We start from the raw sequence: 23,665 nt of genomic DNA on the forward strand, positions 1-23,665 counted from the left end.
ACGGGTCACCTCGGGGCCCCGATGACCTCACCCGTCACCGGATCGACCACGCCGACGAGCTGGTCCTCGGGCAGGGGGTCGAGCAGCTGTGGGCCGTTCGCGCGGTTGCTGCTCACAGCGGGTGACACCGGCCAGGCGGTGAAGCGGCCCGGTGGGTAGGGCTCGAGCAGTCCCAGCACCTCGGCAGCCCCGGTTGCGGGATCGAGCCAGGCGTCCCAGTGGCGTGGTTCGAGGACGATGGGGGCTCGGTCGTGGATCCGGTCGAGCCCCGGCTCTGCGGGCCCGGTGATCACCGTGAAGGTGGTGAGCCACGCCATCGGATCGTCGGGGTCGGCCACCGAGGGGTCGCGCCAGAACTCGTAGAGCCCCGCCATGGCGACGCTGGCGCCGTCGACCCGCGAGGTGAAGAACGGCTGCTTGCGGGGTTTGCCCTTGGCGTCCAGGGCGGTCGGCGAGACCTGCCACTCGTACCACCCGCGCGCCGGGACCAGTGCGCGCCTCGTCGCCAGGGCCTTGGCGAACGACGGCTTCTCGGCCACGGACTCGACCCGGGCGTTGATCATCCGGGCAGCGCCCCGGGTGTCCTTGGCCCAGCTGGGGACCAGACCCCACGTGAGCAACCTCAGCTGGCGAACCGCAGGGGCGTCCCGGTCATCGCGCGGTGGACGTTCCAGCACCACGGGGGCCTGCTTGGTCGGGGCGACGTTGTGGTCGGGTCGCCCCGGGGGCGGCTCCTGCGGGGAGACGAGGATGCTGCGCGTGGGCTCCCCGGTGCGGTCGTCGTCGACCTCGAACTCGAGGACGAGTTCGTCCGGATTGGCTGTCGCGGCATAACGACCACACATACGCTCAATCTACGCAGGGGCTGCGGGAGCAACTACCGTAGGAAGAGCACGTCCTCAATCGACGGAACCGACCGGAGACCCCATGACACTCGTTCGTCGAGTCGCCAGACCCCTGCTCGCCGCGATCTTCATCGCCGGCGGCCTGGACCAGTTCAAGCACCCCACGGCGAAGGCGAAGACCGCCGGCCCACTGCTGGCGAAGGTCGGCCCCCGCGTCGGGCTCCCCGATGACCCCGAACTGCTCATCCGCGCCAACGGGATGGCCATGGTCGGAGCAGGCGCGCTGCTCGCGACCGGGCACCTCCCCCGCGTGGCCTCGAGTGTCCTTGCCGTCACCCTGGTGCCGACGACCGTTGCGGCACACGCGTTCTGGAAGGAACAGGATCCCGAGGTGCGCGAGCGCCAGAAGGTGCAGTTCCTGAAGAACCTCGGCCTCCTTGGCGGCCTGCTCCTCGCGGCCGTCGACACCGAGGGCAAGCCCGGGCTGGCCTATCGGGCCCACCTCGCGAGCGACAGCGCCCACCGGGCGGTGCGCACCACGCGCCGCGAAGCCCGTCACGCGGCACGTGCCGCCGCTCGGGAGACGAAGCTGAAGGCGGTCCAGGCCCAGCATGCCCTCAGCTGATTGGGCCGCGCCGAGCGCCCACGGGCCGGTTGACGCACACGTCGTCCTCCCCGGCAGCAAGTCCCTCACCAACCGCTACCTCGTGCTGGCTGCCCTCGCGAATGACACCTCCCGCCTGCGGGCGCCGTTGCGGTCCCGCGACACGCTGCTCATGGCCGGGGCGCTGCGCACGCTCGGCGCCGAGATCGAGGACGTCCCCGGCGGCGACTGGATCGTCAGCCCCGGCCCGGTGCGCGGAGGTGGCCAGGTTGACTGCGGCCTCGCCGGCAACGTCATGCGCTTCGTCCCCCCTCTCGCCGGACTCGCGTCCGGGCCGGTCCGCTTCGACGGTGACCCCCACGCCCGGCAGCGGCCGATGGCTCCGGTGATCGGCGCGCTGCGAGCCCTCGGCGTCGATCTCGACGACGGCGGCTCCGGCAGCCTGCCGTTCACCGTGAACGGGCGGGGCCGGGTGCCCGGCGGCTCCGTGACGCTGGACGCCTCGGCATCCTCGCAGTTCGTCTCCGGGCTGCTGCTGTCTGCGGCGCGCTTCGACGAGGGCGTCACCGTGCACCACGACGGTGGGGCCGTGCCGAGCCTGCCGCACATCGAGATGACGGTCGAGACGCTGCGCGATGCCGGGGTCGTGGTCGACGACGGCGAGGTGCACACCTGGCGGGTCGAGCCCAGTGAGATCAATGCGCTCGACGTCCAGGTCGAGCCCGACCTGTCGAACGCGGCCCAGTTCCTCGCGGCAGCGCTCGTCACCGGCGGCCGGGTCCACGTGCCCGGCTGGCCGCAGTACACGACCCAGGGAGGCGACTTCCTGCGTGACGTCCTCGACATGATGGGGGCCGAGGTCGTGCTCGACCGGGGCGGCCTGACCGTCACGGCCGGCGACGGCATCGCCGGCATCGACGTCGACCTGCACGACTCGAGCGAGCTGACCCCGGTGGTGGCAGCGCTCTGCGCGCTCGCCGAGGCACCGAGCGTCATCCGAGGGGTCGCGCACATCCGAGGCCATGAGACCGACCGGCTTGCCGCCCTGCGCACCGAGCTGACTGCGCTCGGGGCACACGTCGTCGAGACCGAGGACGGGCTGAAGATCACCCCGGCGCCGCTGCGCGCAGGCCTTTTCCACACCTACGCCGACCACCGCATGGTGATGGCTGGGGCCGTGCTCGGGCTCGTCGTGCGGGGCGTCGTCGTCGAGGACGTGGGCACCGTCGCGAAGACGATGCCCGAGTTCACGACGCTGTGGGAGCGCATGCTGTCCGAGCGGGCCACGGCGGAGCGGTGATGGCGCGCTCCTCGCGGGACTACGACGAGTCCGACGTGCGGATTCGCCCCAACCGCAGGGGCTCTCGACCCCGCAGCAAGGACCGCCCGGCCCACGAGGACGCCGTGCCCGGTCAGGTCATCACCGTCGACCGTGGCCGCTACACCACGCTCGTCGGAGACGGCGGCGACCGGCACGTCGTCATGGCCATGCGCGCGCGTGAACTCGGCCGCAAGGGCATCGTCGTCGGCGACCGCGTCGACGTCGTCGGCGACACGAGCGGGGCTGATGGCAGCCTTGCCAGGATCGTGCGGGTCCAGCCCCGCGAGACCGTCCTGCGCCGTACGGCTGACGACACCGACCCGGTCGAGCGGGTGCTCGTCGCCAACGCCGACCAGCTCGTCGTCGTCTCCGCGTTGGCGAACCCGGAACCGCGACCCCGCCTCATCGACCGCTGCCTGGTCGCCGCCTACGACGCCGGCATGGAGCCGCTGCTCGTCCTCACCAAGGCCGACCTCACCGATCCGGGCCCCTTCCTGGAGCAGTACGCGCCGCTGTCGGTCCGACACGTCGTCACCGCCCGCCGCGACACCGGCACCGACGGCCTCGACGCGCTGCGTGAGGCGTTGTCGGGGCGGGTCAGCGTGCTCGTCGGTCACTCCGGAGTCGGCAAGTCCACGCTCGTCAACGCGCTCGTCCCGCAGGCCCTGCGTGCGACAGGTGTGGTCAACGACGTCACCGGGCGGGGTCGGCACACCTCCTCCTCAGCCGTCGCGCTCGCGCTGCCGGACGACGACGGGTGGGTCATCGACACCCCCGGGGTGCGCTCCTTCGGGTTGGCCCACGTCGACCTCAGCCGCATCGTGCAGCACTTCGCCGACCTCGAGCCGGGCACGGCCACCTGCCCGAGGGGGTGCACCCACGACGAGCCCGAGTGCGGTCTCGACGCCTGGGTCGCCAGCGGGGATGCCGGGCCGGCCGGCGCCGCGCGACTGGACTCCCTGCGCCGGTTGCTGCGGGCCCGCTCAGCCCCCACCACCGACTGATTGCACTGCAGCCACCCGGATCCGGGTGGCTGCAGTGCAATGAGTCGCAGAGCGGGGGTCAGACCGTGGGGGGCCGGTGGTCCCCGCGCTGCTCGTCGATGAGGCGGGTGACGTCCTGCGGCGCGTACGCCTGGTCGCCGGAGGACGCCTCGGACCGGTCGATCATCCGCTGGAGGTCTGCCGGTGCGTCGTCGGAGGCGACGGTGTCGCGCACGTCAGTGGACGCGAACCGCTCGTCGGGCACGACGCCAGAGACGTCGACGGTCTCGACGATGACCCGCGGCTCGGCGAAGTGACACGCCGAAAGGTGCGCCCCGACCCCGTCCGGGCGCTGCTCGAGTTGGGGTTCCTCGGTCTTGCAGCGGTCCTGGGCCTTCCAGCAGCGCGTGTGGAAACGGCATCCGGACGGCGGGTTCGCCGGCGACGGGACGTCGCCGACGAGCACGATCTGCTCGCGCTTGCCACGCAGAGTCGGGTCCGGCACCGGCACCGCGGAGAGCAGCGCCTGCGTGTACGGGTGGGTCGGACGGGTGTAGACCTCGTCCTCCTCGCCGAGCTCAGCCATCCGGCCGAGGTACATGACGCCGACCCGGTCGGAGATGTGCCGCACCACCGACAGGTCGTGGGCGATGAACACGTAGGCCAGCCCGAGCTCGTTCTGGAGCTTTTCCATGAGGTTGACGACCTGCGCCTGCACCGAGACGTCGAGCGCCGAGACCGGCTCGTCACACACGAGCACCTTGGGATTGAGCGCGATACCGCGGGCGATGCCGATGCGCTGACGCTGGCCACCCGAGAACTGGTGCGGGTACCGGTTGATGTGCTCGGGGTTCAGGCCCACGAGGTCGAGCAGTTCCTGCACCCGCTTGCGTCGACCACCCTTGGGCACGACGTCGCTGTGGATCTCGAAGGGTTCTCCGACGATGTCACCGACCGTCATCCGAGGGTTCAGCGAGGTGTACGGGTCCTGGAAGACTATCTGGATGTCGCGCCGCATCCGCCGCAGGTCACGCCCGCTTGCACCGCTCCAGTCGTCACCGCCGAAGATCACCTTGCCCGACGTCGGCTCCTCGAGGCGCATGAGCAGGCGGCCCAGGGTGGACTTGCCACACCCGGACTCGCCGACGATGCCCAGGGTCTCCCCCTGGTGCAGGTCGAAGCTCACGCCGTCGACGGCCTTGACGTGCCCGACGGTGCGCCTGAGGATGCCCTTCTTGATCGGGTAGTGCTTCACCAGATCCTGAGCGCTGAGAATGACCTCAGGCATTGATGACCTCCTCGGCGTAGTGACAGGCCGAGAACCGGCCGGGCGTGACCTCGTGCAGCGGGGGAAGATCCGTGCGGCAGACGTCACGAGCCATGTGGCAGCGCGGGTTGAACGGACAGCCCGGTGGGATGCGCAGCAGGTTCGGCGGCAGGCCACCGATGGCGGCCAGCGTCTGCCCCTTCTGGTCCAGGCGCGGGATCGAGTCGAGCAGGCCCTTGGTGTACGGGTGCGCCGGTCGGGCGTAGAGCTCGTGCACCTCGGCGGTCTCCACGAGCCGACCCGTGTACATGACGGCGATCCGGTCGGCGACGTCGGCGACGACGCCGAGGTCATGGGTGATGAGGATGAGGCCCATGTGGCGCTCTTCCTGCAGCTCCTGGAGCAACGCCATGATCTGGGCCTGCACCGTGACGTCCAGGGCGGTGGTCGGCTCGTCGGCGATGAGGACCGCCGGGTCGAGCGCGATGGCCATCGCGATCATGATGCGCTGGCGCATGCCCCCGGAGAACTGGTGCGGGTAGGCCTTGACCCGCTCGCGGGCCGCGGGGATCGAGACCCGCTCCATGAGGCCGATGGCCTTCTCGAGGGCGTCGCTCTTGTTGAGGCCACGGTGCACCCGGAACATCTCGGCGATCTGCCACCCCACCGGGAAGACGGGGTTCAGCGAGCTCAGCGCGTCCTGGAAGATCATCGAGATCTCCGGGCCACGCGTCTTGCGGCGCTGCTCCTCCGGCATCGTCAGCAGATCCTGACCGCAGTAGCGGATGTGGCCGCTCGGGATGACGGCCGGGGGCATGTCGAGGATGCCCATGATCGCCTGGGCGGTCACCGACTTGCCGGAACCGGACTCACCGAGGATCGCGAGCGACTCGCCCTGGCGCAGCTCGAAGCTGACGCCGTTGATCGCCGTCGCGACCCCGTCGGGGGTGTGGAACTCGACGAAGAGGTCTTCGACCTCGAGCAGCAGACCATCGACCGGCTGGTACTCGCTGCCGGCTGTCTGGGTGTCCTGAATGGTGGTCATGAGGCCTCCGTCGGCTCAGCGGTTCTTCGGGTCGAGGGCGTCGCGCACGGCATCCCCGAGGAGGATGAAGCCGAGCACCGCCAGCGACAGGAAGAGACTGGGGAAGAACAGCATGTGCGGGGTGGTGCGCAGACCGACCAGCGCGGCACTGATGTCGATGCCCCATGAGACGGCAGGCGCCTGCAGGCCGATGCCGAGGAACGACAGGGTCGCCTCGGCAGCGATGTACCCACCCAGGGAGATCGTCGCCACGACGATGAGCGGCGCCACCGAGTTGGGCAGGATGTGCGAGCGCACGATCCGTGAGGGGCTGGCGCCCAGGGCCCGGGCCGCCTGCACGTAGTCATTGGGCTTGACCTGGATGACGCTGCTGCGCATGAGTCGAGCCATGCTCGGCCAGCCGAGCACGGCCAGCGCCAGGGACACCTTGAGCGCCCCGAGGAACGCGTTGGAGCTGAAGAAATCCGGCAGCGAGACCAGGAAGATGATGGCGCCGAGCAGCAGGGGAATGGCGAAGAAGACGTCGCCGACCCGCGACATCACGGCATCCGCGGCACCGCCGAGGTAGCCGGACATGACTCCGATGAAGCCGCCGATGCTGACGGTGAGGATCGTGGTCAGGACCCCGACGAGGATCGAGGCTCGAGCCCCGTAGATGCACCGGGCGTAGATGTCGTAGCCCTGGATGTCCCGGCCGAACCAGGTGCCGTCACCAGGGCGCGAGCGCGACTCCGCGAGCACCGCCTCGCGGGGGTCGGTGCTCGTGAACAGCGAGGGGAAGATCGCCATGAGCACGAAGATCGAGATGAGCACGGCGGAGGCCCAGAAGATCGGGTTCTTGCGCAGTGATCGCCAGGCGTCCGACGCGAGGGAACGGTTCTCGTCCGAGGACCCGTTGGGAGCGACGGTCTCGGAGACGACGGCAGCAGCTTCAGTCATGGCTGATCCTCGGGTCGAGCAGGCCGTAGAGCAGGTCCACGAGCAGGTTGACGAACAGGTAGACGATGACGAGCACGGTGACCGTGCCGACGACGGAGGCGCCGTCACGGGCCCGGATGGAGCGGAAGAGGTATCCGCCGATGCCGGGGATGTTGAAGATGGCCTCGGTGACGATGGCACCACCGAGCAGGGCACCGAAGTCGAACCCGATGAACGTGATGACGGGGATCATCGAGTTGCGCAGGGCGTGCAGACCGATGGCGCGACGCTTGGTCAACCCCTTGGCGACGGCCGTGCGCAGGTAGTCGGCGCGCAGGTTCTCGACCAGGCTCGTGCGCATCAGGCGGGACACGTAGGCCAGGGAGAGTGAGCCCAGCACCATGGCCGGCAGCATCAACTCGTAGAAGGTGGGGTTCGAGGAGGTCACCGTCACGGGGAACCAGCCGAGCTTGACCCCGAGGAAGTACTGGCTCACACCACCGATGACGAAGACCGGGATGGAGATGACCACCAGGGTCGAGATGAGCACCAGGTTGTCGAGGAACCCCCCTCGCCGGATGCCTGTCAGCACACCGACGAAGATGCCGATGATCGCCTCGAACGCGATCGCCATGAGGGCGAGCTTCGCGGTGACCGGGTAGCGCGTCTTCAACTGGTCGAGGACCGGGATGCCGTTGGTCGTCTCCCCGAGATCCCCCTGGACGAGGTTGCTGACGTACTTGGCGTACTGGACGGGGAGCGGGTCGTTGAGGTTGTAGCGCTCCCGGAACTCCGCGGCGTACGCGGGCGGGCACGGGCGCTCCCCGCACTTGCCGGCCAGTGGGTCGCCGGGGAGTGCGAAGACCATCGTGAAGATGAGGAACGTCGCTCCCAGGATCACCGGGATCATCTGCAGCAGTCGACGAATGATGTAGGTGCCCACGTCACCTCCTTGCGTGTGGAGCCGTCAGTGCGTTGTCAGACGGCGTCGTCTCGGATGTACCCGGGGATGAACCTAGCCCACTCTCGGGGCTGCCGACACCCGGGGCGCCCCGGGCGCCGTGAGTGCAGGTGGGAACGCTCGTCGGCCTGCCAACACGGGGTGCTGGCAGGCCGACGACGGGTGCGAAGCCGGACCTTAGCGGCCCGACGAGGTCACTTCATCGACACCGACGAGAAGTCGATCGTGCCGAAGGCGGTGATCTTCACACCGGTGACCTTCTCCGACCAGCCCATGGTGGTCTTGCCGTACCACATGGGGATGGAGGGCATGTCGGCCGCGAGCAGGGCCTCGGCCTCCTGGTACTTCGCGTTGGACGCGGCAGCGTCGGTCTCGGCAGCAGCCTCGTCGAGGAGCGTGTCGAACTTCGCGTTGGAGTAGTCGCCGTCGTTGGACGAGGAGCCCGTGGCGAAGATCGGGGAGAGGAAGTTCTCGATCGACGGGTAGTCCATCTGCCAGCCGGTACGGAACAGGCCCTTCATCTTGCGCTCGCCGATCTCGGTACGGAACGTCGCGAAGTCGACGACACCGGTGGCGACACACTCGACACCGAGGGTCTGCTTGATGCTGTTGCAGGTGGCCTCGGTCCACTCCTTGTGAGCGGCGTCGGCGTTGTAGGACAGCGTGATCTTGTCACCCTTGAAGCCGCCGGCCTCGGCGAGCTTGGCCTTGGCCTTCTCGGGGTCGAAGGTGCAGTACTCGCCACACTGGCCGGCCTTGTAGCCGTCGACGACCGGGGAGACCCAGCCGGTGGCGGGGACACGGGTGTTGTTGAAGATCTTCTCGATGATCGTCTCGCGGTCGATCGCCATGGAGATCGCCTGACGGATCTTCGGGTCCGCGTAGTTCGGGTCGACCTTGACCGGGGCGACGGTGACCGTCTGGATGACGCCGGTCTCCTTCTGCGCGTTGCGGTCGGGCAGGTCCGACTTGTACTTGTCGTCGATCAGGGCGCTCGCCGGGATCTCGTCGGTGATGTCGAGGTTGCTGGCGATGACGTCGTTGTACGCGGCGTCCGGGTCGGCGTAGATCTTGAAGGTGATCTTGTCGACCTTGCCACCGAAGTCACCGGCGTAGTCGGCGAACTTGGACAGCTCGATCGACTGCTCCTTGGTCCAGGAGTCCAGCTTGTACGGGCCGGAGCCGATCGGCTTGTCACCGAAGCCCTCCGGGTCGGCGAAGAACGCGTCCGGCAGCGGGGAGAAGGCGGAGTAGCCGACGCGCACCGGGAAGTTGGCGACCTTGAGGGTGGTCTTGACCGTGAAGGTCAGGTCGTCGACGACCTTGAGGCCGGACATCTCCTTGGCCTTGGGCGTGAAGCCCTCACACGGGTCGTCCGGGTTGGCGGTACCGGCGCACTGCAGGTCGCCGTAGCCCTCGATGGGCTCCATGAAGTAGCCGGAGCTCTGGGCGTTCGGGCCGTACGCGGCGTAGTTCCACGCGTCGACGAAGTTCTTGGCCTTGATGTCGGTGCCGTCGTGGAACTTCCAGCCGCTCTTGAGCTTGATGGTGAAGTTCTGGTTGTCGGTGGTCTCGATCGACTCAGCGACGTCCATCTCGGGCTTGGCGGTCTCGGAGTCGTAGTGGACGAGCTTGGCGAAGACCGCGTCGATGACGTTGCCGCCGCAGGTCTCGGTCGTGTTGCTGGGAACGAGCGGGTTCTCAGGGTTGCAGCCGCGGACGGTGATCTCGCCGCCCGTCTTGGCTTCCGTCGTGGCCTCCGGCTCGCTGTCGCCGCTACCGCAACCAGCGGCGAGCAGGGCGACTGCAGACATTGCCGCAACCGCGACCGTGCGAGTGGTTCCTCGCATGGGTGTCCTCCTACGTGAAAGTGGTGTCGCCATCCGGTGTCGGATGGCCATAGTTCATGAGAGCCCCCCGATCGGGTGCCTCCCACCAGTGCGCGCTCTCTTGCAGCAAGCGTGCGCTCACCATAGAAGCCCATCCATTCCCCCAACGGAAGCATTAGGTGCCGCCGAGATGGGATTGTGACCGAAGCGCTACCAGATCGGTGCGGGGCCGAAGAATCTTCGGCAGCGGCCGCTAAGTTGGGCCTCGTGCGCGCCTACGACGACGACCTTCGACTCGCCCACGTCCTCGCGGATGCCGTGGAGCGGGTCACGACGGCACGGTTCCGGGCCGAGGACCTGCGGGTCGAGGCCAAGCCGGACCTGACCCTGGTCAGCGATGCCGACCGCGACGCCGAGGAGCTCATCCGGGGTCAGCTGGCCCGCACCAGGCCCCGCGACGCGGTCATCGGGGAGGAGTTCGACCCTACGGGCAACAGCGCCCGCCAGTGGATCGTCGACCCGATCGACGGCACCCACAACTACGTGCGTGGCGTCCCGGTGTGGGCGACCCTCATCGCCCTCGTCGACGACGGGGTGCCCGTCATCGGTCTCGTGGCCGCGCCCGCACTGGGCCGGCGCTGGTGGGCGGCCCTCGGCTCGGGCGCCTGGGCTGGCAAGAGCCTGACCTCGGCCAAGCGCATCCACGTCTCGTCGGTCTCGCGCATCGAGGACGCCTCCATCTCGTGCTCGAGCTGGACCTCGTGGGCCGACGTCGACCGCGAGCGCGAGGTGCTCGACCTGGCCCGCGAGTGCTGGCGTGAGCGCGCGTTCGGCGACTTCTGGTCCTACATGCTCCTCGCCGAGGGCTGCGTCGACATCGCCGCCGAACCCGAGCTCGGCCTGCACGACATGGCAGCCCTGGTGCCGATCGTCACCGAGGCCGGTGGACGCTTCACGTCACTGGCCGGGGTCGACGGTCCCTTCGGAGGTAACGCGGTGGCGACCAACGGCATCCTGCACGACGAGGTGCTGCGCCGCATCGGCACCCCCTGAGCACGACTCATTGCACTCCAGCCACCTGGCATGGCCGCCAGTAGGTGGCTGGCGTGCAATGAGTGCGTCAGAAGAGGGAGGCCTGGTCGGCCTCGCTGGCCACACCCTCGAGGCGCAGCAGCATCGCCTTGCGCTCCACACCGCCCGCGTACCCGGTGAGCGTGCCGTCGGAGCCGATGACCCGGTGGCACGGCAGCACGATCGGGATCGGGTTGGCCCCGTTGGCCGCCCCCACGGCCCGTGACGCACCCGGCGGCAGCCCCAGCCGGTTGGCGATCTCGCCGTAGGTCGTCGTGGCACCCCAGGGCAGCGTCGCGAGCACGTCCCAGACCCGCCGCTGGAACTCGGTTCCCGCGGGGCGAAGGGGCAGGTCGAACTCCCGGCGACGGCCCTCGAAGTACTCGCTGAGCTGGCGGTGGGCCGCCGTGAGGACCGGCGACCCGCCGCGCTCGTGGCCGGCGGTGCCGTCGGCAGGCGCATCGAACCGGATGCCGGTGAGCGCACCGTGCGCTTCGATGAGCTCCAGTCGCCCGATCGGCGAGGCCATCACGACCGAGCGTGAGGCCCCGGCATCCGAGGAGCTCGGCCCACGCACGGCGCCCGGCACGACGTCAGAGGGCAACCGTGCTCACCGAGCCCGGGACCCGACCGTCGAGCTGCGGCACCACCTGGGCGGCGTCACCGACGAGGACCACGGTCCACTCCCCCGTGACGACCCGGCCGTACGCGGCGTCGAGGTCGGCCAGCGTCAGGGCGTTGACCGCGAGCAGGTTGCGCGTCGTGAAGTCGCCGGGAAGACCCTCGAGCGCCAGCGTCGCGCTCTCGTCGGCCACCGCATCCGCCGTGGCGTAGCGGCCGGGCGCGGTCATGGCGACGTAGTCGACCCCGGTGCGCAGTTCGGCGTCGGTGAAGCCGTCGCGCGCGCCGTCGAGAATGCCGAGCAGGATCTCGACGGACTCCCCGGTGACCTCGGACCGCACCGATCCCGACGTCACGAAGGTGCCGCCGGCCACCCGCGGTCGGAAGGTCGAGCGGATGCCGTAGGTGTACCCCTTCTCCTCGCGCAGCACCGCGTCGATCCGGGCGCTGGGCGAGCCTCCGAGCACGAAGGACAGGACGGGGTGCGGGGCCCACCCGTGAGGCGTGGAACGGTCGGGGCCGGGGCGACCGACGACGATCTCGGTCTGCACCGAGCCCGGACGATCCACCACGACGACGCGGGCCGCATCCGCTGCGGGAAGCGGGGGCACCGGGCGGGCCGACGGGGTGTGCCGCGGTGCCGACCACGTGCCGAGGGTCGCCTCGAGCACCGCCAGAACGTCGACATCGGTGAGGTCGCCGGCGACCACGACCGTGGCCCCGTCGGGCCCGACGTGGGTGGCGTGGAACTCGACGAGGTCGTCGCGGGTGAGCGCACCGATCGACTCGGGGGTGCCACCCGTGGGCCGACTCGCGCGGTCGGCAGGGTCCCACAGGGTGCGCGCGAACTCCTTGCTGGCCCGGTGCGCGGAGGAGGCCCGCTCCTGCTCGATCTCGGCGAGCCGGTTGCGCAGGATGCGGCGCACCTCGTCCTCGGGGAAGGCCGGTGCGGCCAGGGCCTGGGTGAGCAGCCCGGCGGCGGTGGCGAGGTGGCGCTGGGAGACGTCGACGTCGACGAGCAGGCCGCCGTCGGAGACCCCGGCACCGAGCACCATGCCGTGGCGCTCCATGAGCTCGGCGAACTCGTCGGACCCGAGCGACGCCGTGCCCTCGTCGAGCAGGCGGGCCGTCATGGAGGCGATGCCCTCCTGGCCGGCGGGTTCGGCGGACACCGCCAGGGGGACGACGACCCGCAGCGACAACACGTACTGACCCGGGAGATCGTGGAGCAGCACCCGCACCCCGTTGCCGAGCACGTGCTCGGTCGGGACGGGGAAGGCCCACGGCTGGGGCGGGGTCACCTGCGGTCGGGCGGTGCTCACGCGACCTCCTCCTCGTTCGCACCGGCATCCGAGTCGCCGGCAGAGTCTTCGGCAACGTCGCCGACAGCCTCATCGTCAGCCGGGGCTGACAGGTAGGCGACGACGGCGCGGCTCTGCGGCTGCAGCCAGCGGCGCGCCGCGGCGAGCACCTGCTCGGCCGTCACGTCCTGGAGCCGGTCGAGGTGGGTGTTGACGACCTCGGGGTCGTCGTGGAGCAGCAGGTGGTGGCTGATCGCGTCGGCCCGCTCCTCCTGGCTGGCCAGCGCCGACAGCCACGACCGCTCGGACTGAGCCAGGGACGCCTCGAGCTCGACGGCCGTCGGCCCACCCGCGAGGAAGGCGGTCAGCTCCTCGACGAAGGCGGCTTCCACGGCATCCGGGTCCTGGCCGGGGGCGACGTCGAGCACGACGAAGCCCAGGGACGCGCCGTCGACGAACCCCCACGCGGTGGCGTGGGCGCCCAGGGCGATCTGGTCGCGCCGCACGAGGCGACGCACGAGCCGCGACGTGCTGAGCCCACCGATCGCGTCGAGCGCCACGGCAGCCGCGAGGAACTCGTCGGTCTCGTCGACGGGCAGGCGGAACGCGATGTGCAGCCGGTCGTTGGGCACGCTCTCGCGCCGCTCGACCCGCACCGGCTGGGCCAGGGGTTCGAGCTGCGGGTGGTTCTCCCGGCGCGGTTCGGCGCTCGCGGGCAACGGCCCGAAGTGGCGCTCGACGAGCTCGAACCCGTGCTCGGGCGTGATGTCACCGCACAGCGTGAGCACCGTGTTGTCCGGCCCGTAGTGGGCGCGGAAGAACGCGTGCACGTCGGCCAGGCTCGCGGCGTCGAGGTCCTCCATCGACCCGATGGTCGGGTGGTGGTAGGGGTGCCCCTGCGGGAAGGTCGCGGCGTAGACGTCGATCAGGGCGTTGCCGTAGGGCTGGTTGTCATAGCGCTGGCGCTTCTCCTCCTTGACCACGTCGCGCTGGTTGTCCAGGTTCTCCTGGGTCACGGCGTCGAGGAGGTGCCCGTGCCGGTCGGCCTCGAGCCACAGCGCCAGCTCGACGGCCCCCTTCGGCACGGTCTCGAAGTAGTTCGTGCGATCGAACCAGGTCGTCGCGTTCAGCCGACCGCCCTGGGCCATGAGCGCCTCGAAGTGCTCACCGCTCGGCACGTTCTTCGAGCCCTGGAACATCAGGTGCTCGAAGAGGTGGGCGAACCCGGTGCGACCGGGCGACTCGTGGCGCGACCCCACCCCCACCCACAGGTTGACCGTGACGTTCGGGACGGTGTGGTCGGGGCTCACCACGACGCGCAGCCCGTTCGGCAGCGTGCGGCGGTGGATCGGGTAGTCCAGCGGCATGGCGTCACCCTACGTGCCCACGAACGGCGGTGAGCCGGATGCCGGGGCGCACCCCCGGCATCCGGCTCACCGCCGTTCGTGCTCGGGTCAGGCCGAGGCTCGGTGCTGCTCCTCGATCTCGGCCACTCCGGCCACCTGCGTGTCCGCGGGGTTGGTCGGGATCGAGGGCTGCTCGTCCTGCGACATCGCGTCCATGGCCCGGCGGGCGAAGACCTGTTGCTCGGTGGCCACGCGCTCGGCCCGACCCCGGCCGAGGAAGCTGACGGTCCAGTGCAGCAAGGTCGTGACGCGGTGCTTGAACCCGATGATGTAGACGAGGTGGATGGCCAGCCACAGCAGCCAGGCGACGAACCCCGAGAAGCGGAGCTTTCCGATCGAGGCGACTGCACTGAACCGCGAGATCGTCGCCATCGACCCCTTGTCGAAGTACTGGAACGCGGGCTCGGGCTCCTTGCCGTCCAGGCGCCGCTTGATCTGCTTCGCCGCGAAGCGCGAGCCCTGGATCGCGACCTGCGCGACACCCGGGAGGTTGTCGAGCGAGATCATGTCGCCGACGACGAAGACCTCGGGGTGCCCGGGGAGGGTGAGGTCGGGGAGCACCTTGATGCGCCCCGCCCGGTCGAGCTCGGCCCCGGTCTGCAGGGCGAGCTGCTGGCCCAGCGAGCTCGCCTGGACCCCGGCTGCCCACACCTTGGTCAGGGCCTCGATGCGGGTGGAGGAGCCGTCGGCCTCACGCACCGTGATGCCGGCCGCGTCGACGTCGGTGACCATCGTGCCGGGTCGGACGTCGACGCCCATCTCCTCCAGGCGGCGCTTGGCGGCCCCACCGAGGCGTTCGCCGAAGCTCGGCAGCACGGTCGGCGCGGCGTCGACGAGGATGATCCGCGAGTTGCGCGGGTCGATGCGCCGGAACTCCTTGCGCAGGGTGCGGTGCGCCAGTTCGGCGATCTGCCCGGCCATCTCAACGCCGGTGGGGCCGGCGCCGACGACGACGAAGGTCATCGCCCGCTCGGCCTCGGCGGGGGTCTCGGCGAGCTCGGCCAGCTCGAACGCCCCGAAGATGCGGCCGCGCAGCTCGAGGGCGTCGTCGATGGACTTCATGCCCGGGGCGTGGCGGGCGAAGTGGTCGTTGCCGAAGTAGGACTGGCCGGCCCCGGCGGCGACGAGCAGGGTGTCGTAGGGGGTCACGAGCTCGCGGTCCAGCACGTGCGAGGTGACCGTGCGGTCGTGCACGTCGATGCTGGTCACCGTGCCGAGCACGACCCGGGCGTTCTTCTGCCGGGCCAGCACCTCACGGGTGCTCGGCGCGATCTCGCCCTCGGAGAGGATGCCGGTCGCGACCTGGTAGAGCAGCGGCTGGAAGAGGTGGTGGGTGGTCTGGGCGATCAGGGTGACCTCGACGTCGTCCCGGCGCTTGAGCGCCTGGGTACCGAAGAGACCTCCGAAGCCGGAACCGATGACGACGACGCGGTGGGGGGTACTCACGGGCGGTCCAACACGGCATCCACGCCGGGTATGCCGTGTCGCGGCGACGTGGTGGAGGTCACCCCCACGAGGTCTGGCGGTTCGCTGGGAGAGAATGGTGTCGATGCCCCCACTCCCCCGCGACGCGTCGACGCTGGACCCGGGTGCGGTGCTCGCCGAGCTCGGCACCGATCCGGTCGGCGGGCTCACCACGCGGGAGGCCCAGCGCCGCCTCGCGCAGGTCGGGCCGAACGAGCTGGAGGCGACGGCACCCGTCCCGACGTGGCGCAAGGTGCTCGAGCAGTTTCGCGACCCCCTGGTGTACCTGCTGTTCGCCGCCATCGTCGTGTCGCTCGTGGCGTGGGCCGTCGAGGGCGCCGACGGGGTGCCCGTCGACGCGCTCGTCATCGCCGTCATCGTGGTGCTCAACGCGGTGCTCGGCTACGTGCAGCAGGCCCGGGCCGAGGACGCCGTCGCGGCCCTGCGGCGCCTCGGCGCGACCTCGGCGACGGTGGTGCGCGACGGTGACCGCGTCACGGTGCCCACCCGCGAGCTCGTGCCCGGCGACCTCGTCGTGCTCGCGGAGGGGGACACGGTGGCCGCCGATGCCCGCCTGCTCAGCGCGGCGGCCCTCACCGTCTCCGAGGCCTCGCTGACGGGCGAGAGCGAGCCGGTGCTCAAGGACCCCGCCACCCTGGCGGCCCCGGCGCCGCTCGGGGACCGGCTCGACATGGTCTTCAACGGCACGTCCGTCACCCAGGGCGTCGGCCGGGCCGTGGTCACCGCGACCGGGATGTCGACGGAGATGGGACGCATCGCCCACCTGCTCCACGACACCCGGGAGACCCCGACCCCCCTCCAGGTGGAGATCACGCGGGTCGGGCGCACGCTCGGCATCGCCGTCGTCGTCATCGCCGTGGTCGTCGTCGCCACGATCGTGGTCTTCCTCGGTGTCGAGACGCCGCAGGACATCGTGACGACGCTGCTCCTCGGCGTCTCCCTCGCCGTCGCCGCGGTTCCGGAGGGACTGCCCGCGGTCCTGTCCGTCGTGCTCGCCCTCGGGGTGCAGCGGATGGCGACCCACCAGGCCGTGGTGCGGCGGCTCTCCTCGGTCGAGACCCTCGGGTCGGCGTCGGTGATCTGCACCGACAAGACAGGAACCCTGACCCGGGGCGAGATGACGATCGGGCGGGTCGTCACCGCGGCGGGCGAGGTCGTGGTGACGGGTGCCGGCTACCGCCCTGAGGGCACGCTCGAGCACGACGGCATCCCCCTCGAGCACGGCAGCGCGGCGTGGCGCCAGACCGCACTGGTCGTGGGCGGGGGCAGCCTCACCAACGACGCGGCGCTGACGCCGGAGGCGGACGGCGGCTTCGGCGTCCAGGGCGACCCCACGGAGGCCGCGTTCCTCGTGGCCGAGGCCAAGCTCGGCACGCGAGCGCTGCGGGAGGGGCGCTTCGCCCGGGTCGGCGAGATCCCGTTCACCTCGCAGCGACGGCTCATGTCGAGCCTGGCCACCGACGGCGAACGAGGCGGCCGGATCGCCGTCGTGACCAAGGGTGCCCCCGACGTCCTGCTCGAGCGGTGCACCCACCTGCAGGTCGGCGACGACGTCGAGCCGCTCGACGACGGGTGGCGCACGGGGATCCTCGCCGACGTCGAACGACTCTCGGGCGAGGCGTTCCGCACCCTGGCGGTCGCGTACCGCCCGCTCGACGTGACCGACCCGCCCGAGGCCGTGGAGTCTCTCGAGGAGGGGCTCGTCTACACCGGCATGGTGGGGATCATCGACCCACCCCGCGACGAGGCCGCGACCGCGATCCGCGAGGCGCGGCGGGCCGGCATCCGCGTCGTCATGATCACCGGGGACCACCCGCGCACCGCCGCCCGCATCGCCCGCGACCTCGGCATCGGGCCGCACGAGCCGGTCGCGGTCACCGGTGCCGAGCTGGAGGCCCTCGACGACGACGGCCTGCGGGAGACCGTGCGCCACCGGTCGGTGTACGCGCGGGTCGCGCCGCAGCACAAGCTGCGGATCGTCGCTGCCCTCCAGGGGGACGGCAAGGTCGTCGCGATGACCGGGGACGGGGTGAACGACGCCCCGGCGCTCAAGGCGGCCGACATCGGGATCGCCATGGGGCGCACGGGGACCGAGGTCACGAAGGAGGCCGCCGACATGGTGCTCGCCGACGACGACTTTGCCACCATCGTGCGCGCGGTGCGTGAGGGCCGCGGCATCTTCCTCAACATCAAGAAGTTCCTGCGCTACCTGTTGTCCTCGAACATGGGCGAGGTCCTCACGGTCTTTCTCGGCGTCGTCCTCGGGGGCCTCATCGGCCTCTCCCACGGCAGCGACGGACTCGTGCTGCCCCTGCTCGCCACCCAGATCCTGTGGATCAACCTGCTCACGGACAGCGCCCCCGCCCTGGCGATGGGCGTCGACGACGAGACCGAGGACGTCATGGGGCACCCCCCACGGCCCCTGACCGAGCGGGTCATCGACCGGCGGATGTGGCGCGGGGTCGTCGGGCTCGGCCTCGTCATGGCCGCTGCGGTGCTGGTCACCCTCGACCTGCATCTGCCCGGCGGCCTGATCGAGGGCGACGAGAGCATCGACACCGCCCGGACCGCGGCGTTCACCGTGCTCGTGCTCGCACAGCTCTTCAACGCCCTGAACGCCCGCTCGGAGAGCGTCTCGGCGTTCCGCCACCTGTTCGTCAACCGCTGGTTGTGGCTTGCCCTCGCCACGTCCGTGCTGCTCCAGGTGGCGGTCGTCCACCTGCCGGTGCTCAACGAGGCGTTCTCCACCGTGCCCCTCACGGGCCAGCAGTGGCTCGTCTGCGTCGCGATGGCGAGCACGGTCCTGTGGGCGTCCGAGGCGCGCAAGCTCATCGCACGGCTCACGGCGGGCCGGCGCTGACCCGCCTCGGATGCCGTTCGCGCGCCCGTCGCGCCCCTCGGGATGCCGTCCGCGCGCCAGGTCGCGCGCTCGGCACCCCAGCGGACCCGACAGCACGACGTGAAGGGAAGCGAAAGGGCCCCCGATCAGCACTTCTGCTGGTCAGGGGCCCTTCTTCGTAGCGGGGGCAGGATTTGAACCTGCGACCTCCGGGTTATGAGCCCGGCGAGCTACCGAGCTGCTCCACCCCGCGTCGGGTGCACACCTGCGAACAGGCGTGCTCGGTAGTGACAACCGTACGTGACACGCACGCTCGCACCAAATCGGCGCTGCCCTGAGCAGTGTCAGGGCAGCGCCGATGTGCCTTACGGCTGGGCGTCAGCCGGTGGGCGACGGGGACGGGCTGGGCGTCGCTCCCGCCCCGTCGGGGTTGAGCTGCGGAGCGAGCGCCGCGGCCTTCTTCAGCGCTGCGTCGAGGCGCTTCTGCGCCTGGTCGTAGGCCGTGAAGTCACCGGACTTCAACGCCTCCTGCCCGGCCGTGTACGCCGCCTGCATCTCGGCCAGGGCGGCCGTGAGCTGCGCTGCGGCCGATCCGGTCGGCTGACCGGTGTCAGGCGGGGTGGGTGTACCCGTACCGGGATCGGTCGGCGTCGTCGGCGTCTCGCTGCCGTCGCCCTGACCGAACAGCCCGCTCACGGCCTGTTCGAGGGTGTCGCCCCAGGCGACGGTGGTGCCGTAGACGGCGACGGTGATCTTGTTCTGCGGGAACGAGCCAGAACCGGCTGCCGCCTGCACGTAGATCGGCTGGACGTAGAACATCCGGCCCTCGAGCGGGAAGGTCAGCAGGTTGCCGAAGGTCAGCGTCTTGCCACCACCGGAGTTGTTGGTGATGTACTGCGCCAGCGACAGCTGCTCAGCGGCGTTCTGCGATCGCACCGGCGAGTTCTGGATCTGGTTGAGCACCTGACCCGGGCCGGCCGGGGTCGCTGATCCGTACTCGAGCAGTCGCAGGGACCCATAGTCCTCCGCCGGTTTGCCGGCTTCGGAGCCCGCGTCGGCATCGACGGCCAGCAGACCACGCAGGATCTCGCGGCCGGCCTCGTTGTTGCTCGCGGGCACGAACGGGGTCGTGATCGAGAAGGCTGCCTCGTCCTCCCCCGGCATGGCGATGGACTGGAAGACCACCGGCTGGTCCTGGGCGGTCTGCGCCGGGTCACGCGGAACGCGCCACTTGTCGGAGTTGGAGTAGAAGTCACCCGGGTTGGTCACGTGGTACTCGTTGAGCAGCTCGCGCTGCACCTTGACGAGGTCCTGCGGGTAGCGGATGTGCGACATGAGGTCACCGGAGATCTCCGAGAGCGGCCGCACCGACCCGGGGAACGCCTTGCTCCACGCCTTGAGCATCGGGTCCTTGGTGTCCCAGCCGTACAGCTTCACGCTCCCGTCGTGGGCGTCGACCGTCGCCTTGACCGCGTTGCGGACGTAGTTGACCTGGCCGGCACCCACGGTGACGACCGACGAGCGCTGCGTCACGGCATCCGACGTCGCGTCAGCGAGCTCGATCAGTCGTGAGTTGGGGTAGCTCGCGGAGGTGGTGAAGCCGTCGACGATCCACTGGATGCGACCCTCGACGACCGCCGGGTAGACGTTGCCGTCCAGGCGCAGCCACGGCGCGACGCGCTCGACGCGCTCGGTGGGGGTGCGGTGGTCGAGGATGCGCGACTCGCTGTTGACGGCGTCGGAGAGCAGGAAGTTGGCCTCGCGGTACTTCACGGCGTACGCCAGGCGGCGCACCAGCGACCCGACCTCGACCCCTCCCGCACCCTCATAGGTGTTGTTGACGGCGACGTCGCCGTCACCACCGGCGGGGTAGTCGAACTCACGAGGCGAGTCGCCCTCGGGGGCACCGACGATCGAGTAGGTCGGGGAGAGCTCACCGAAGTAGATGCGCGGCTCGTACTCACCGAGCGAGGTACGCCCACCGCCCTCGAAGAAGACGGGGTCACCCTCGGCAGTGCGCTGGTTGCCGTAGGCGGCGTAGAACCCGTAGCCGTGGGTGTAGACGGTGTGGTCGTTGAGCCAGTTGCGCTGGTTGTCGGGCAGCCCGTCGAGGTTGATCTCGCGCACGGCGACGACGGCATCGCGGGTCTGGTCGTTGATGGTGTACCGGTCGACGTCGAGGGTGTCGGGGAACGCGTAGTAGTCACGCTGGCCCTCGAGCTGGCGGAACGTGGGGGCGACGACGTTGGGGTCGATGATCCGAACGCCCGGGATGTCGTTGGCGGCGGTGCGCAGCACGTCCTTGTCCTCGGTCGCCTCCGGCGCCGGGTTCTGGATGCGCTTGACCCGGTCGAGGCCGAATGCCGTGCGGGTCGCCGTGATGTTGCGTTCGAGGTACGGCGCCTCGAGGGACTTCTCGGAGGGCTTGACGCGCAGGCTCTGGATGAGCGCCGGGTAGGCGCCGCCGGCCACGACGGCTGTGACGACGAGGAGGGCGACACCGGTGAGCGGCAGCCGCCAGCTGCGGCTCCAGATCGCCGCGAGGAAGAAGGCGGCACACATCAGCGCGGCGACCGCGAGGATCGCCTTGGTGGGCAGCACCGCGTTGTCGTCGGTGTAGGTGATGCCGGTGAGGAGCGAGCCCTTCTGGGTCGCCAAGGTGTACCGGTCGAGCCAGTAGGAGGCAGCCCGGGTGAGGGCGATGAGGGCACCGAGGATGCCGAGGTGCACGTAAGCCGCTCGCGTGGTCGGACCGCGCCCGGGAAGTTGCAGACCTCCGTACACGTAGTGGGTGAACGCACCTGCCACGAAGGCCAGGACCAGCACCACCGTGATGAAGCTCACGACGAAGCGCAGCCACGGGAGGGTGAAGACGAAGAAGCCCACGTCCATGCCGAACTGGGGGTCTGGGATGCCGAACGGCTCGCGGTTCATCCAGAGCAGCAGGGTGCGCCACGCGCCCATGGCCCCCGACCCGGCGAGCACGCCGAGGATGATGGGGATGGACCACACGGCGAGGCGGCGCAGCGGCTCGATGGCCTGTCGGTACTGCTCGAGCACCTGCTGGGCCTGCGTCATCGGGATGTAGAGCGGGCGGGTTCGGTAGGCGGCCACCAGGCTGATCGCGACAGCGGCACCGGTCAGCAGCCCGGCCCCGATGAACAGGCCCGCCTTGACCGCGATCTCCTTGACGAAGACGCCGCGGAAACCGACGGAGTCGTACCACCAGACGTCGGTGATGACGTCGGCGGCGATCCCTCCGACGAGCGCGAGAACTGCCAGCACCGCCAGGGTCGGCCCGAGGGGACCGCGCCGCTTGCGCGTCGCGGTGGCGGCAGGCCGACCGGCCCCACCGCCGTCACCCGGGACGCCCTGCGGGGGCGGCGAACCATCACCAGGGCCCGAAGGCCCGTCGAACCACTCCGAGCGACTCACTGCTCTCCCTTGTCCTCATCGCGCAGGGTTGTCCCGCGCCGACGCTGGACCGACAACGTACCCCGGCCTGCTGGAGGTTCCATCAGGCACCATGGTGCGGTGAACTCCCCCACCGACCCCGCCCCCGCCGCGCCCCAGCCCGTGACCGACCCGCTCACCCTGGCCGCCCTGGACACCGAGCGACACGTGGCAAGGAGCGGCTGGGACCAGCCGGTGCGCCTGTTCGCGCTCGTCCCGACCGCCGACCTGCTCGCCCACGAGCCCCAGCTGGCCCAGGGGCTCGCCTCACACGACGCCGTGGCCGGAGCCCTCAGCGCGGTGGAGCAGGAGGACCTGCCGAGAAGTGACGGACTCGAGGACCTCCTCGCCCAGATCGCCTGGCCCGAGCAGGTGCTGGGATGCGCCCTGGCGGTGGAGCGCATCGTCGTGCCCCCCGAGGCAGAGCGTGACCTTCCGAGCGACGACGCAGCAGCCCTGCAGGCGATCGCCGAGCACCCCGACCGCGCCGACGTCCGCCTGCTCGTCGCCGTGACCCGTGACGGTGCTGCCCGGTGCCTGCTGCGTCAGCGGGCCCACGACACCGACGACCGCGTCGCCCTGGGCGAGGACATCGCCCCGGGGCTGGTCCACGCGCTGCGGGCCACCCTCACGCCGTAGCCGAGCGAGCCCCCGACACAGCGGAGGGGGTCAGCCGCAGGTCGGCAAACCTTCGACAGAACCCTTGGCGATGCCGTTCGCCGCGGCCAGCCCGTCGTCGAAGGTGGCGACCTTGAGCACCTCGAGCCCGTCGGGCACGTGACCGACGACCTCGTCGCAGTTGTCGGCGGGCGCGAGGAAGTAGCTGGCCCCGGCCCGCTTGGCACCGACGAGCTTCTGGCGGATGCCGCCGATGGGTCCGACGCTCCCGTCGTCCTGCATGGTGCCGGTCCCCGCGATGTTCTTGCCACCGGTGAGCTCGCCGGGGGTGAGCACGTCGTAGATCGCCAGGCTGAACATCAACCCGGCCGACGGGCCGCCGACCCGCCCGGTGTTCAGCGTGACGTCGATCGGCAGGTCGTAGTCCATGCGCAACCCGACCCCGATGACGGTGCGGCCGCCTGCCTCGGCGGTGCGCGCCGTCACGGTGCGCTCGCTGCCGCCGCGCTCGATGACGACGGGAAAGGTCTCGCCGGGCTCGTGGCGCTGGACGGCGGCGCGCACGGCATCCGACGACGTCGCGGGGTCGCCGTCGACGCTGACGAGCACGTCACCCGCCTCGAACACACCCGTGGACGGGCCGTCCTCGAGCACCTCACCGATGGTGACGGTCTGCTCGACGTCACGCCCGAGGGCACGCAGGGCCGTCGCGGTCGCCACGCTCTGCGAGTTCGCCATCTCGGCAGCGCCCTCCTGCTCGACCTGCTCCTGGCTGGCCTCGGGTGGGAACACCTGCTCGACGGGCAGCACCTCGTCGGACCCCGAGAGGCGGGCGCCGACGACGTCGAACACGGTGACCTTGACCCCTGGGCCGCCGGTCACGCTCACGGTGGTGAAGTCCAGGGAGCCGCTCGTGGGGTAGGTCTGCGCGCCGTCGACCGTGAGCAGGGGCTTGCCGTCGTTCTCGCCGAGGATGTTGGTCGCCGGGCCGGGTGACATGACGACGTAGGGCAGCCCGACGAAGGTGAGGGCGGCGGCCACGGCGATGACGAGGAACGAGCCGACGAGCAGGGCGGCAGAGATTCTCCCGGGGCGCAT

General features: G+C 70.4%; 18 protein-coding genes and 1 tRNA gene. 6 read left to right on the plus strand and 13 right to left on the minus strand.

The features are described from left to right. Positions 1-5: 5 nt before the first annotated feature. Entirely contained in the window at positions 6-845 is an 840-nt protein-coding gene (locus PLL68_RS00130) for an SOS response-associated peptidase (protein ID WP_324530471.1), read from the minus strand. A gap of 82 nt (positions 846-927) precedes the next feature. Here PLL68_RS00130 and PLL68_RS00135 point away from each other — a divergent pair, with 82 nt between their 5' ends. Genes PLL68_RS00135 through rsgA form a run of 3 tightly spaced genes read left to right on the plus strand, consistent with a single transcriptional unit; the run spans position 928 to position 3,774 of the window. Then, positions 928-1,470: a DoxX family protein gene (locus PLL68_RS00135; protein WP_324530473.1), complete on the plus strand. Its 543-nt coding sequence runs from the start codon at positions 928-930 to the stop codon at positions 1,468-1,470. Next, a complete protein-coding gene (aroA, locus tag PLL68_RS00140) occupies positions 1,457-2,749 on the plus strand; it encodes a 3-phosphoshikimate 1-carboxyvinyltransferase (protein WP_324530475.1) in 1,293 nt (430 codons plus the stop codon). Before PLL68_RS00135 ends, aroA begins: the two co-directional genes overlap by 14 nt. Next, on the plus strand, positions 2,749-3,774 hold the full coding sequence (gene rsgA / locus PLL68_RS00145; protein ID WP_324530477.1) for a ribosome small subunit-dependent GTPase A: 1,026 nt from the start codon (positions 2,749-2,751) through the stop codon (positions 3,772-3,774). The genes aroA and rsgA overlap by 1 nt, the downstream gene beginning before the upstream one ends. 58 nt (positions 3,775-3,832) lie before the next feature. On the opposite strand, the gene PLL68_RS00150 is transcribed toward rsgA, so the two are convergent. The 5 genes from PLL68_RS00150 to PLL68_RS00170 all read right to left on the minus strand — a co-directional run bounded on the left by PLL68_RS00150 (position 3,833) and on the right by PLL68_RS00170 (position 9,758). Next, a complete protein-coding gene (locus PLL68_RS00150) occupies positions 3,833-5,041 on the minus strand; it encodes an ABC transporter ATP-binding protein (RefSeq protein WP_324530479.1) in 1,209 nt (402 codons plus the stop codon). Further along, on the minus strand, positions 5,034-6,065 hold the full coding sequence (locus PLL68_RS00155; RefSeq protein WP_324530481.1) for an ABC transporter ATP-binding protein: 1,032 nt from the start codon (positions 6,063-6,065) through the stop codon (positions 5,034-5,036). The genes PLL68_RS00150 and PLL68_RS00155 overlap by 8 nt, the downstream gene beginning before the upstream one ends. Positions 6,066-6,080: 15 nt before the next feature. Further along, entirely contained in the window at positions 6,081-7,004 is a 924-nt protein-coding gene (locus tag PLL68_RS00160; RefSeq protein ID WP_324530483.1) for an ABC transporter permease, read from the minus strand. Continuing rightward, positions 6,997-7,926, minus strand: coding sequence for an ABC transporter permease (locus PLL68_RS00165; RefSeq protein WP_324530485.1), 930 nt, complete (start codon positions 7,924-7,926; stop codon positions 6,997-6,999). Before PLL68_RS00165 ends, PLL68_RS00160 begins: the two co-directional genes overlap by 8 nt. A gap of 212 nt (positions 7,927-8,138) precedes the next feature. Further along, positions 8,139-9,758, minus strand: coding sequence for a peptide ABC transporter substrate-binding protein (locus PLL68_RS00170; RefSeq protein WP_324530487.1), 1,620 nt, complete (start codon positions 9,756-9,758; stop codon positions 8,139-8,141). Between the two features lie 282 nt (positions 9,759-10,040). On the opposite strand from PLL68_RS00170, the gene hisN reads away from it, so the two are divergent. Further along, entirely contained in the window at positions 10,041-10,826 is a 786-nt protein-coding gene (gene hisN, locus PLL68_RS00175; protein ID WP_324530489.1) for a histidinol-phosphatase, read from the plus strand. A gap of 67 nt (positions 10,827-10,893) precedes the next feature. On the opposite strand, the gene PLL68_RS00180 is transcribed toward hisN, so the two are convergent. The 4 genes from PLL68_RS00180 to PLL68_RS00195 all read right to left on the minus strand — a co-directional run bounded on the left by PLL68_RS00180 (position 10,894) and on the right by PLL68_RS00195 (position 15,618). Continuing rightward, positions 10,894-11,373: a methylated-DNA--[protein]-cysteine S-methyltransferase gene (locus PLL68_RS00180; RefSeq protein WP_324530491.1), complete on the minus strand. Its 480-nt coding sequence runs from the start codon at positions 11,371-11,373 to the stop codon at positions 10,894-10,896. Positions 11,374-11,437: 64 nt separating this feature from the next. After that, positions 11,438-12,787 (minus strand): M16 family metallopeptidase, encoded by a 1,350-nt coding sequence (locus tag PLL68_RS00185; protein WP_324530493.1) that lies wholly within the window; start codon positions 12,785-12,787, stop codon positions 11,438-11,440. Next, positions 12,784-14,133: a M16 family metallopeptidase gene (locus PLL68_RS00190; RefSeq protein WP_324530495.1), complete on the minus strand. Its 1,350-nt coding sequence runs from the start codon at positions 14,131-14,133 to the stop codon at positions 12,784-12,786. Before PLL68_RS00190 ends, PLL68_RS00185 begins: the two co-directional genes overlap by 4 nt. 87 nt (positions 14,134-14,220) lie before the next feature. Further along, complete coding sequence (locus PLL68_RS00195; protein WP_324530497.1) at positions 14,221-15,618, minus strand: NAD(P)/FAD-dependent oxidoreductase; 1,398 nt, start codon at positions 15,616-15,618, stop codon at positions 14,221-14,223. Positions 15,619-15,721: 103 nt separating this feature from the next. Here PLL68_RS00195 and PLL68_RS00200 point away from each other — a divergent pair, with 103 nt between their 5' ends. Beyond that, on the plus strand, positions 15,722-18,517 hold the full coding sequence (locus PLL68_RS00200) for a cation-translocating P-type ATPase (protein WP_324530498.1): 2,796 nt from the start codon (positions 15,722-15,724) through the stop codon (positions 18,515-18,517). Positions 18,518-18,675: 158 nt separating this feature from the next. Here the strand turns inward: PLL68_RS00200 and PLL68_RS00205 are convergent. Next, positions 18,676-18,749: transfer RNA gene (locus tag PLL68_RS00205), tRNA-Met, on the minus strand. Between the two features lie 125 nt (positions 18,750-18,874). Continuing rightward, positions 18,875-21,781, minus strand: coding sequence for a UPF0182 family membrane protein (locus PLL68_RS00210; protein WP_324530499.1), 2,907 nt, complete (start codon positions 21,779-21,781; stop codon positions 18,875-18,877). Positions 21,782-22,030: 249 nt separating this feature from the next. Between PLL68_RS00210 and PLL68_RS00215 the strand changes: the two genes are divergently transcribed. Continuing rightward, complete coding sequence (locus tag PLL68_RS00215) at positions 22,031-22,588, plus strand: PPA1309 family protein (protein WP_324530501.1); 558 nt, start codon at positions 22,031-22,033, stop codon at positions 22,586-22,588. Between the two features lie 30 nt (positions 22,589-22,618). Here the strand turns inward: PLL68_RS00215 and PLL68_RS00220 are convergent, their stop codons facing one another. After that, the gene (locus PLL68_RS00220; protein WP_324530503.1) at positions 22,619-23,665 is read right to left on the minus strand and encodes a YlbL family protein; all 1,047 of its coding nucleotides are present in this window, start codon (positions 23,663-23,665) and stop codon (positions 22,619-22,621) included.

The sequence above is a fragment of the Ornithinibacter sp. genome (assembly GCF_035443565.1).
Lineage (GTDB): Bacteria > Actinomycetota > Actinomycetes > Actinomycetales > Dermatophilaceae > Fodinibacter.

Excerpts from the sequence above, each read along its gene's own strand:
- PLL68_RS00130 (WP_324530471.1), bottom strand. The coding sequence starts at position 845 with ATGTGTGGTCGTTATGCCGCGACAGCCAATCCGGACGAACTCGTCCTC.
- PLL68_RS00135 (WP_324530473.1), top strand. The coding sequence starts at position 928 with ATGACACTCGTTCGTCGAGTCGCCAGACCCCTGCTCGCCGCGATCTTC.
- aroA (WP_324530475.1), top strand. The coding sequence starts at position 1,457 with ATGCCCTCAGCTGATTGGGCCGCGCCGAGCGCCCACGGGCCGGTTGAC.
- rsgA (WP_324530477.1), top strand. The coding sequence starts at position 2,749 with ATGGCGCGCTCCTCGCGGGACTACGACGAGTCCGACGTGCGGATTCGC.
- PLL68_RS00150 (WP_324530479.1), bottom strand. The coding sequence starts at position 5,041 with ATGCCTGAGGTCATTCTCAGCGCTCAGGATCTGGTGAAGCACTACCCG.
- PLL68_RS00155 (WP_324530481.1), bottom strand. The coding sequence starts at position 6,065 with ATGACCACCATTCAGGACACCCAGACAGCCGGCAGCGAGTACCAGCCG.
- PLL68_RS00160 (WP_324530483.1), bottom strand. The coding sequence starts at position 7,004 with ATGACTGAAGCTGCTGCCGTCGTCTCCGAGACCGTCGCTCCCAACGGG.
- PLL68_RS00170 (WP_324530487.1), bottom strand. The coding sequence starts at position 9,758 with ATGTCTGCAGTCGCCCTGCTCGCCGCTGGTTGCGGTAGCGGCGACAGC.
- PLL68_RS00180 (WP_324530491.1), bottom strand. The coding sequence starts at position 11,373 with ATGGCCTCGCCGATCGGGCGACTGGAGCTCATCGAAGCGCACGGTGCG.
- PLL68_RS00190 (WP_324530495.1), bottom strand. The coding sequence starts at position 14,133 with ATGCCGCTGGACTACCCGATCCACCGCCGCACGCTGCCGAACGGGCTG.
- PLL68_RS00200 (WP_324530498.1), top strand. The coding sequence starts at position 15,722 with ATGCCCCCACTCCCCCGCGACGCGTCGACGCTGGACCCGGGTGCGGTG.
- PLL68_RS00220 (WP_324530503.1), bottom strand. The coding sequence starts at position 23,665 with ATGCGCCCCGGGAGAATCTCTGCCGCCCTGCTCGTCGGCTCGTTCCTC.